The sequence below is a fragment of the Lacticaseibacillus kribbianus genome (assembly GCF_020180945.1).
In the GTDB taxonomy this organism is placed as follows: domain Bacteria; phylum Bacillota; class Bacilli; order Lactobacillales; family Lactobacillaceae; genus Lacticaseibacillus; species Lacticaseibacillus kribbianus.
The window spans coordinates 413,620-423,351 of sequence record NZ_JAIPUL010000002.1 but is presented as its reverse complement, the minus strand read 5'-3'; the positions used below and the strand labels follow the sequence as shown (position 1 = coordinate 423,351).

The window sequence follows — 9,732 nt, the reverse complement described above, 5'->3', positions numbered from 1 at the left end:
TGAACTGTAACAGGATCTTAACATGAAGACTTCTCCCATTGCTTGAACATGATTACCCTGCGACCACTGCTGCATTCGCGTTGCCTCCATATTTTTGGACGACTATGCAACAATTTGATTTGTTGCTAGCTGATACCATAAATAATTTACTGGAGAAATTTGTCTTTTCTCGTAAGCACCCAATAACTGACCGCATATGAATCCCGCTCCGTGCATTGTACGCTTACCTCATCAAATCTAACTTGGTGAGGTATTTCTATGGAACAAAAACCCGAAATCGTACGCATTAAACTGGAAGACGACCAGCGCCGACCGCAGAGCGTGCCAACCAAGGCACTTCAGATCAAGCTCGACGCCAACAAAACCGTGGTCGTCTACAACCACATCCAAGGCTACATCCTGGATGCCTTGATGAAGGCGGTGTTTGCGAATGCTCATTGATCTCCGCCAGCTCAGTGGCATCTTCTTGATCTGTGGCAAGACAGACCTGCGTCGTGGCATCGATGGCCTCGCCGGCGTCATCAAGGAAGACTATCAGCTGAATCCATACAGCCGGGCTCTATTCCTGTTTTGTGGCAGTCGCAAAGACCGCTTTAAGGCTCTGTACTGGGCAGGCGATGGCTTCGTGCTCCTGTACAAGCGCATCGAGGATGGCCGCCTTCAGTGGCCGACGACGCAAAACGAGGTCAAGAAGCTCCACGCCAAGCAGCTTGAACGGCTTCTGACGGGCTGGGGGCTGGAGTCGACCATCAAACCCTACCAGCCTGGGAAAGGAGGCAAAGTGGATCAAAAAACGATTCAAAATAAGCAGTGATCTGTCCAAGAAACCATCTGGACAAGCACCGCCAACTGTCCACGAAAAAGTGCTAGGAAGCCCATCGTATCAGTGGTACACTCAGCCCATCTTGATTGAAACGAAGGCGACCCTTCATGGCAGAAACGACTGAAGAACTGCTTCGGCAGCTCCTGGATCAAAAACAAGCAGATCAATTCCAGGAGCTGAACAAGCAGTTACTAGCGCAGAATTGCGACCTCACAAAGCAGGTTCAAACCCTGACCGAGCAAGTCGCGTATCTGACTCGGAAACTCTTTCGTGCTCACTCTGAGAAGCTGACGGATCCAAACCAGCTCTCATTGTTGGAGGACGAAGGTGTTTTTACCGACCCAGAGCAGACTGGGAACCAAAGCGAAGAAACAGTCGTCCGGCTAGCGAAGCGAAAGCCCAAGAAAAAGCGCGAGGAAACCATCGATCCGGCGCTCCCGGTGCGAGAGACCATCATCTAACCCGGCCGCGATCACTGTGAACATGGCCACGCCTTAACCAAGGTGGGTAAGCATTTCGTCCGCGATGTCGTGCATTACAAGCCAGGCTATCTATTCGTTGAGCGGATCTACGAAACACGTTACAAGTGCACGGATTGTGAGCGTACCGATGGCGAGGATCACTTATATCAAGGCGCCGCACCGCAAGCTCTGTTTCCTCATAGCCTGGCGACACCGTCATTGGTGACCGAGGTGCTTCACCAGAAGTACACGCTCGGCACGCCGTTGTACCGCCAGCGCCTGGAGTGGCAAAGGGCGGGGCTTACGCTTAGCGAAACCACCATGACCAACTGGGTGATCAAAGCCGCCAACCTGGTCAGGCCGGTCTATGACTTAATCCACGCGCGACTGAAGGCGCATAAGTTCTTACAGGGTGACGAGACCCCGTTTCAGATCCTGCGCGAGCCAGGCAAAGCGCCCCGCAGCAAGTCCTACATCTGGGTTGCGCGCACCACTCGGCTGGCCGAGCACCCGATGATCTACTACGCCTACGGCAATAACCGCTCAGGTAAGTTCGCCCAGAATCTCTATCAAGGCTTCACCGGCGTCCTTCAATGTGACGGCTATTCCGGCTACAATCTCCTGGGCGACAGTGTGGTGCGAGTAGGCTGTTGGGCGCATGTGCGGCGTAAGTTCTTCGACGACGCGGTCAAGGTCAAGGGCAGCTTCACCACCACCAAGCCGCTAGCCCTGCTCGATGAGATGTTTGCGCTAGAGGCCAAGTGGGTTCTGCTTGACCCAGCAGAGCGACTGAAGCGGCGTCAGGCAGAACTGAAGCCGGTGATTGATGCGTTTTGGACCTGGTGTGATGCGGCAGAAGCGACCACTAAGTCGCGGCTTGGCAAAGCGCTAACCTACGCCAGGAACCAGCGCCAACTGCTCAACCGGGTACTGGATTATGGTGAAGTTGATTTGAGCAACAACGCGTCCGAACGGAACATGAAGTCGTTTGTCATCGGCCGTAAGAACTGGCTCTTCGCCACCAGCCCCAAGGGTGCCGAAGCCAACGCGATTTGGATGACACTGGTGGAAACTGCCAAGGCCAACGGGCTGGATCCGAGGCGCTACATCGAGCAGCTTCTGGAGGATCTATCGCAGTATCGCGCCGAGCCAACTGAGGAACAGTTGGCAGCTTATTTGCCGTGGCATCAGAATGAGATCGTGGCAAAGCGACCGCTTAAGCAACAGCGCACCCGCCACCGGGTTATTCGGTGACGAGTGCGCTGTTTTTGCGTGATACGGTCGGCTATTAGGTGCTTACCGGTCTGATATTGGGTGCTTACGTTATTGAGTGCTTACGTGCTTACAGTTATTGGGTGCTTACGAATGAAAGGGCATAAGAAAAGCACCTAGACCAGTTAAGGCCCAAGTGCTTCATAAAAAAGCTATCAACTCTACTTGACGAAGAGCCACAATCTCAAAAAACAAGTTTGTGGGGTTCCTTCGTACGGTCGATTATTAGGTGATTGCTAATTGTTAGCGGTTTACTGACGCTCTAAAAATTTGAGTCGAAGTTCTTTTACTTCACTGAACAATCGTTTGGCACCAGAGACCTGCATTCTCTACCTCTACTGGCGTTCTCGTCTGTAAAGATTGAAAAGACCGTAGGTGAACATACTGAGCAACAAAACTACCCCCATCAGTGTCGTTACTGAACTATTGGCATCTCCTGTAGCAGGCAGGTTTTGGTCGCCTTTGTGCTTATCGTTGTTACTTTGTGATGAACTCTTCTTAAAATTCTTAGCCGTAACTACAGACTGTTTGCCACTAACTTGTAGGTCGATAGTAAATGAAAGCTTACCCTCATTCAATTCATAACCAGCAGGGGCAGCAGTTTCAACAAAGTAGTAGTCGCCTGGCTTCAGGTCATCAACTTTAATCTGACCCTTGGCATCGGTGGTCAAGCCACTAGCAACCTTCGTCCCGTCCTTCTTGTACAGATTGAACACGGCGCCCGCCAAGGTTTTACCTGTATCACCGTCCGTCTTATTCAGAACAACGGAACCGGTCTTTTCGGCATTTGTGGCCGATACGGTCGCAACTTTGGTGGTTGTTTGCAATTCAACCGTGAAGCTCAGCTGGCTGTCATTCAATTCATAACCAGCAGGGGCGGCAGTTTCAACAAAGTAGTAGTCGCCTGGCTTCAGGTCATCAACTTTAATCTGACCCTTGGCATCGGTGGTCAAGCCACTAGCAACCTTCGTCCCGTCCTTCTTATGAAGATCAAACACAGCGCCCGCCAGGGCTTTACCTGTATCACCATCGGTCTTTGTTAGAAGAACGCTTCCCAATGCTTTCTCATCCGTTATTGAAACCTTTACTTGGATATTGTTTCCATCGATAGTAAAAGCATGCTGTGTTGCATCTAGCTTATATCCAGCAGGGGCCTTTGTCTCAACAACATAATACTCACCAGCATTAAGACCGGTGTAGCTTACAGTGCCATCTGCATCTGTCTTAAGATCTGAAGCAACCTTAGTCCCATCTTTCTTGTAAAGATCAAATACTGCTCCAGCCAAAGGATCTGATCCATCAGCATCAGACTTCTCAACCGTAACTTTTCCTTTTTGATTAGTTTCCGAAATAGAAACGTTATTATCATCGTTTGCATCACTATACTGAAGGTTAATTTCCTTACCATTGGCCAAAATGGTAGAGATTACATACCCATCTGGGGCCTTTGTTTCAACTAAAATATACTTCCCAGATTTGAGATTGTTCCAAGTAATACTGCCAGATGCATCTGTTGTGCCTTTGCGAAGCAACTGTCCCTTTTGTCCAGAAACATCAGACCAAAGTTCAAAAGAAGCTCCAGCAATTGACTTTTTGGTATCAGCATCACTCTTGGTGAGAACAAGATTGGTATTCTTACCAGTTGCCGACCCGCTATTGTTTACTACTGCCGTCGATCCACTGGTATTGTTATCAACATCTTTTTCACCCTTACCGGATATCGATGCTGTATTGGTCAACGTATCATTAATCTTTGACGAGTTAATCAATGAACGATAATGAATTGAGTAAGCCGAACTGATTTCGTTTGCAAAAGAAATCTTCAATGTCTGCTTACCCGTCGCATTATCAGTTTGTAGGTCCAGCGAGTAGTCCTTATCAAGTACTAATGGATTGCTCGTATCTTCAGTAAAGGTCCCATTAGAAGATACCTTTCCTGGATAGACTACAATTGAACTTTCATCGATGATCTGGTTGTCAGAAGGCTCATCGGTAACAACCGCATTACTGAAGGTTGACTGTGCCTTGTTCACCCATAAAGTCCATAAAGCATAAGCAGAGTTTGCTGGATCCTGTTTACCGCTTTTATCCAGAACATTGCCACTGTTCGGCACTGTCACCTTAGCCGTCAAATCACTAGACTTCCCGCTGTTTGTGTAGGTTGCTGTATTGTCATAGGACTTCTGATCAATCACCTTACCTGAAAGGCTAGTCTGGTAAGTTAATACATAAGCTTTAGCGCTATCCTCTGGTAATTTTGCACTAAGTTGTTTCTTATTATTGTCAAAGGAAATATTAGCAGAAGTAACTTGTGCACCTAAAACATATGAACCATCTACCTTAATAGAAGCTTCGTATAGCTTGGCACTATCTGCAACATAGTCTTGGTCACCAATGATTGGATCAGTGATGGAAGCGTTGCTAAGTTTACGTTGATTGTAGTTAACAACCACAGTCCAAGTAATTTGTTTTGAAACGGCATTGTAACTTCCGGACTTGCTACCATCATTTTTAAACTCAGTCTTAGGAGTAAAGTCGTCTTTCCCTTCATTAGTGTGTTTGCCACCATCTTTGTCTTTCCAAGTCGCCTTAGCAGTATTAGTCCATGTACCACTAGCTGGAAGGCTATTCGTTTCAAAGGTCGTTTTATAGCTCAACGTATACCAATTTTTATCATGGTCTTTGAGCACGCCTTCAAAAGTAACTTTAAACCCGTTACCATCGGGGTTAACAGTATAGTCTTCACCTTCCTTAAGAACCTTTTTAGTATCTTTGTCTGTTAGAACAAAAGAGCTATAGTCCACAGTCAGTCCATCCGGAACCGGATCAGTCATCGTCCAGTCACTCATATCCTGACGAGCCTTATTGATATCGAAATTCCACGTTACAGTCTTGGCGTTATAATCAACGGCTCCACGAGACTTAGTTAGGCCCTGCTGGTCGGCTTGCTTTTCCCCAGGATTCGAAGTTTTGCCATTGCTTTCTACAGAGTTACTAATTTTTTCTCCATCAGCGTCTATTGATTTTGTGACTTGCGATTGATATGAAATCTTGACTCCCATGTTGAGCCCATTGGGGAAGGTAATCGTCATTTCGGTTCTAGCTTCGTTGTAAGCTACCTGATATTGATCGGAACTGATAGCATTACCAGCCTCATCAACTATTGAAAGCTTGTTGTCAGTAGGGAATATTTGACCTTCAGATAACTTATCTACTAATTTGGTGTTGGCAGGCAGTGCCTTCTCACCATAATTGTAGTCAATATGCCAGTTATACTTCTGACTGCCATTGCTATCCGGACCATCATAGCTCTTACTTAAAAGTTTACCGTAGTTTGCATTGACAGTCGCACTTGCTGGATAGTCTTTACCGTTATTAGTTAAAGTAGCCTTGTTCGTAAAGGTTACTTTTCCACCATCATCAGGCAACTTGCTCGAGTCAATGTCGCTAGTGTATTCGATCTTGAAGGCCTGATAGGTATGCGCATATGCACCAATAAACGTAATTTTTCCATTTTCAACCTTGTAATCTGTACCTTCTTTAAGAGGATCGCCAGTTTTAGTCACATTCCCATTCAGATCAACTGTTAAGGGATATACACTAACCGATTTCAGCGTGGTTGGCACAGTGTTGGTAGTATCACTTGGCATTGGATCAGAAATCGTTGCATTCTCTAGCTCTTGACCATTGGTATTAATTGTAATGTTCCACGTAATCCCAGTCGGATTATTTCCAGATGTGTTAGCGCCATTTAGTTGACCAGTCTTTGCGATGTCGTTACCACCTGATGGCTGAACAACAATTGGTATCGTTACCGGCCCAGTAGTCGTGTCAATGACAATGTCTTCTTTGCCAGACGATGAATCACTGCTGATGGTAGAAGTATAACTAAATGTCCCTTCAATGTGGTTCACGTTTTCAACATCACTGTTAAAGGTGAACTTAACTGTGCCATCAGCAGCTATGCTATAAGTTCCATAGTCACCGAGGGTTCCCGTACCTGGTTTATAGGTAACTCCTTCAGGTAACTTAAATGAGAAATAGTCACCATCTTTTACTTGGTATCCGTCTTTCAGCTCATCCGGAATTGCCCACGTATATTGAAAATTAAGATTGGTATCTTTTCTCACTTGTGTGGGATCAACAGTATTACCTTTGCTATCTGTGAATTCAATATTTGCTCCGGTAATGATTGTTCCTTTGGAGTCATCTGGCAAATATTGTGAGATATCATTGCCCTCAGCACTCTCAGAAATTGTCTTTGCGGTTTGGCTCTTCGACGCAACACTAGATGCAGCCTTGCTGCTAACATTGGCTGAAGGTTTATCAGCTTTTGCTACTGAGGTAGTATCAGACAGTTTTGCAGTAACGTTTTGACCATCCGTTGAGAAATTGACAGATCCTTCTAAGGATGAAGTGTCTGTGAGGCCTAGTTGGATCGTTGCTGTTCCAGAAATATTGCCAGCCAAATATAGCTGTAAGTGGCTGTTTGAATAGGAGTATTGTCCAACAACCCTATGAGCATCATCAACAATGTTGGCATCGGCGGTCTCTTGTAGTTGCTGATCACCTGAGAAGGATACTGAAACTTGCTCTTGAACAATTTCATCCGTTGAATTGTTTAGCGAAAGTTTCAGTCCAATTGTTCGCAATCCAGGTGTTTCCTGAGTAGCCTCTAAAAGTTGAACAGTCTTGGGATCATTAGTACCGCTAGAGCTAGCCGTCACCGCCCCCACAACTTGTGCCGAGGATTGTAAGAACAGCAGAAACACTAAAACTAAAGCATATATTTGCTGCCAAATTTTCCTTGTATCCATGCTTTTTACCTCTTTACATGATTGAGTTTCTACCCCTCAATTTATACGTGATAATGTGAACACCCCACTTTCTTGAAATTCGAGTTTCCGCGTCTAACCGTATGTTAATTTATATTACTAACCTGATGTGGTTTTGATTACGGTTACACACCTTAAGTATACCAGACTTCCACCGTTTATTCCACTTGTATAACAATGCGTTCAAACGTAACCTAAAAACAGACGCTCCATGTGTTCGACTGAAAAACTGGTTGTTCAGTATAAGTCCAAAAGGCGCAACAGCACCCACGACTTAAACGGCATCGATTGAAAGCTGCAAACCAAACACGCTTACGGCCATCTAACAATTTAAGGACCTGCTTCAAAAAATCAAAACTATAGACATTCGCAAAGGATAAAGAACTGGAAGCTTGTTTGCCACGAAATTTAATTCACAAAGAGTAGCCATGTTACGGATAGCGTATACAAAAATGCCGCAAAGCATCCGAAAAGGTTTGGCTCCATCCTAATTTTGGAAAATGATGGGTGGCTTCATCCGTAGATCACCGTTAAGCACCTCTAAGAGGCTCTTGTCGATGTCGCGCTAAACCGGCATGGCAGTTCTGGATGTACCCTCTTATATCTGTGCACAAAGCTATCAACGCTGCGGATTCGAGGAGACACTCTGAGCACCACCATAAGCTCTGCGTAGAATTCTGAGCACCGCTCTAAGTGTGTGCCTGGGCAACACGAAGCACTGTTCTTCTCGTATACGGCAACACCGATTTCGGCAAAGTAACGCCGGTAGTGTCTGCCAGCACCACGGATCTGTTCGGTATTGCCACGTCTGAGTTCACGGCTAACCGTAAACTTGTTGCGATAAATCTACTCGGCGGTTCGAACGATGACAAAAGCAGCTTGATGGAGTGCTTAAAGCTTCCCCCCGTTCGTCTAAACTGAGTTATTGATGTTGTCCTGTCGTGCTAATCTGAGAGTGGGTCATGATGACTCCTTTCTTATATGCATAAGGTGCTTATAAGCAAGGTTATCATGGCCTTTTTGGCCTAGTCTATCAGCTTTTGCACTTCAAGTGTAAATGGCAATCGTAAAATGTAGGAAAGGGCGTGCGGACAAAATCCTGGACTTCGGGTATGATGTCATTATGTATTCAAAAGCAGACAAGAAACGGGCCATAGAGCTCTATTATCAGTATCACCATTCTTGGAGCGCGGTAGTTCGTGAATTGGGCTACCCTTCTTTGGGTGACGAATTTACAATGTAAGTGCAACAAATTAGCCAAATAGAAAAGACTCATAGCCTGAGTCCTTGTAAAATGGAATCACCACAAGACCAGATACAAGGAGAACTCGGCTATGAGTCTGTACACACATATTAACCTAAAAGAACGCGAAGCGATACTACTTGGTCTCAATAATGGTCTCACTCAGGCCGCAATTGCCAAGTCACTTGGCCGTTCTAAGAGTTCCGTGAGCCGTGAGATTTCCCGCAATGGCGGTTGGCGGCACTACTCCGTCTCGGATGCCCAGAATTGCTACCAAGCCGTTCGAGAGAAATCCCGTCGCCATCGCATTCTTGAGGATAATGGCATTCGTGACTTTGTCATCCATGGCATCGTCGAGCACCATTGGTCTCCCGAACAGATTGCCGGGCGCTTGCGGTACGAACACAGCGCGATGCCGATCAGTTACGCGACCATCTACCGCGGGATTTACCGTGATAATCTGGGTGCTCCACGCAAGAGCCACGGCGCCCGTGGACTGCCTCGCCAACTGCGCCATCGAGGTAAGACACATAAAGTTAAAGGGACAATCAATGAACGGCGTGGTCGCTTCAACGATGCCCCATCAATCCACGAGCGCCCCATTTCAGCCGAAAACCGTAGCCGGTTCGGCCATTGGGAAGGTGATACGGTTCGTGGGAAGACCGGGCAATCAGCCTTGGTCACGCTGGTGGACCGAAAGTCACGCTTCCTGCTCTCAATGCGCGTGTGGAAGGTTAATGCGGATAACGTCAAAGACGCAATGGTCCAGCTCCTAGGATGCCAACCCAACAAGCGCGTCCTCACCGTCACGCCAGACCGGGGCAGTGAATTCGCTCGATACCCCGAGCTGGCCGAAGCGCTATGCACTAAGGTATTCTTCCCGGATCCCCACGCGCCACATCAGCGAGGAACCAACGAGAATACAAACGGGCTGATTCGGGAGTATTTCCCTAAGAGTACCGACTTGGACCTCCAAACCGACGATGACATCGCAGCCTTCGTCGAACAACTGAATAACCGACCACGCAAGGTCTTAGGCTGGAAGACACCGTCCGAAGTCTACATGGGCAAAAAGTTGCACTTGATTTGACAAATCGT

General features: G+C 46.8%; 5 protein-coding genes and 1 pseudogene. 5 read left to right on the top strand and 1 reads right to left on the bottom strand.

The window, feature by feature from the left end; genetic code table 11:
• The first annotated feature begins 258 nt into the window (after nucleotides 1-258).
• The 4 genes and pseudogenes from LE416_RS09320 to tnpC all read left to right on the top strand — a co-directional run.
• Nucleotides 259-441, top strand: a complete 183-nt coding sequence (locus LE416_RS09320) for a hypothetical protein (protein WP_225048191.1) — start codon at nucleotides 259-261, stop codon at nucleotides 439-441.
• Nucleotides 431-814 (top strand): IS66 family insertion sequence element accessory protein TnpB, encoded by a 384-nt coding sequence (gene tnpB, locus LE416_RS09315; protein ID WP_225048190.1) that lies wholly within the window; start codon nucleotides 431-433, stop codon nucleotides 812-814. Before LE416_RS09320 ends, tnpB begins: the two co-directional genes overlap by 11 nt.
• A gap of 116 nt (nucleotides 815-930) precedes the next feature.
• Entirely contained in the window at nucleotides 931-1,284 is a 354-nt protein-coding gene (locus tag LE416_RS09310) for a transposase (RefSeq protein WP_225048189.1), read from the top strand.
• A 24-nt stretch (nucleotides 1,285-1,308) separates the two neighbouring features.
• Nucleotides 1,309-2,538, top strand: a pseudogene (tnpC, locus tag LE416_RS09305) (IS66 family transposase); the annotation flags it as partial.
• A 353-nt stretch (nucleotides 2,539-2,891) separates the two neighbouring features.
• Here the strand turns inward: tnpC and LE416_RS09300 are convergent.
• The gene (locus tag LE416_RS09300) at nucleotides 2,892-7,373 is read right to left on the bottom strand and encodes a SpaA isopeptide-forming pilin-related protein (RefSeq protein WP_225048187.1); all 4,482 of its coding nucleotides are present in this window, start codon (nucleotides 7,371-7,373) and stop codon (nucleotides 2,892-2,894) included.
• Nucleotides 7,374-8,725: 1,352 nt separating this feature from the next.
• On the opposite strand from LE416_RS09300, the gene LE416_RS09290 reads away from it, so the two are divergent.
• Nucleotides 8,726-9,724, top strand: a complete 999-nt coding sequence (locus LE416_RS09290; RefSeq protein WP_225048186.1) for an IS30 family transposase — start codon at nucleotides 8,726-8,728, stop codon at nucleotides 9,722-9,724.
• Nucleotides 9,725-9,732: the final 8 nt, after the last annotated feature.

Bases quoted from the DNA above. Each gene is read 5' to 3' on its own strand.
- LE416_RS09320 (WP_225048191.1), top strand. From the start codon at position 259: ATGGAACAAAAACCCGAAATCGTACGCATTAAACTGGAAGACGACCAG.
- tnpB (WP_225048190.1), top strand. From the start codon at position 431: ATGCTCATTGATCTCCGCCAGCTCAGTGGCATCTTCTTGATCTGTGGC.
- LE416_RS09290 (WP_225048186.1), top strand. From the start codon at position 8,726: ATGAGTCTGTACACACATATTAACCTAAAAGAACGCGAAGCGATACTA.
- LE416_RS09300 (WP_225048187.1), bottom strand. From the start codon at position 7,373: ATGGATACAAGGAAAATTTGGCAGCAAATATATGCTTTAGTTTTAGTG.
- LE416_RS09310 (WP_225048189.1), top strand. From the start codon at position 931: ATGGCAGAAACGACTGAAGAACTGCTTCGGCAGCTCCTGGATCAAAAA.